Source organism: Caballeronia arationis (assembly GCF_001544975.2).
Taxonomy (GTDB): domain Bacteria; phylum Pseudomonadota; class Gammaproteobacteria; order Burkholderiales; family Burkholderiaceae; genus Caballeronia; species Caballeronia arationis.
The window spans coordinates 1-654 of record NZ_FCOG02000576.1 but is presented as its reverse complement, the minus strand read 5'-3'; the positions used below and the strand labels follow the sequence as shown (position 1 = coordinate 654).

Below are 654 nucleotides of genomic sequence, written 5' to 3'. Positions count from 1 at the left end.
ACTTTCGCGAGGATGTCAGAGGCCTTTGCTGTCCAGATGAACGGTTTCGGATGACGGTTATGTTTCTGCACGTACTGCTCAATCGTGCCGATCAATTCGGGGACAGAGCGGAACGCCGAACGTCGCAACTGGTTCACTGACAAGTCACGAAAGATGCGTTCAACCATGTTGAGCCATGAGGCACTGGTGGGCGTGAAATGCATGTGAAATCGCGGGGTGTTTGGCAAGCCATGCTTGTACCTCCGGGTGCTTATGGGTTGCATAGTTATCAGCGATCAAATGCAGTTCCTTGTTCTTAGCCGTATCACGATCGACCTTGCGCAAGAAGCTTAACCACTCCTGGTGACGATGTTTTGTCTTGCACTCGCTAATGACACTCCCATCGAGCGTGTTCATCGCGGCAAAAAGCGTCGTCACACCATTGCGTTTGTAATCATGCATCATCGTTTGCCCGCGACCTCGCTTAAGCGGCAATCCCGGCTGGGTCCGGTCAAGCGCCTGGATCTGGCACTTCTCATCGCAGCACAGGACCAAGGCGTGCTCCGGGGGATCGAGATACAGCCCGACGATGTCCTCGAGTTTCTCGGCGAAGTGCTTGTCGTTCGATACCTTGAAGCTCTCTAACCGATGCGGCTTGAGGCCGTGCGCTTGCCA

At 54.3% G+C, this 654-nt stretch carries 1 pseudogene; it reads right to left on the bottom strand.

The annotated features are described in order from the left end of the window. A pseudogene (locus AWB81_RS43945) lies at positions 1-654 on the bottom strand (IS630 family transposase); the annotation flags it as partial.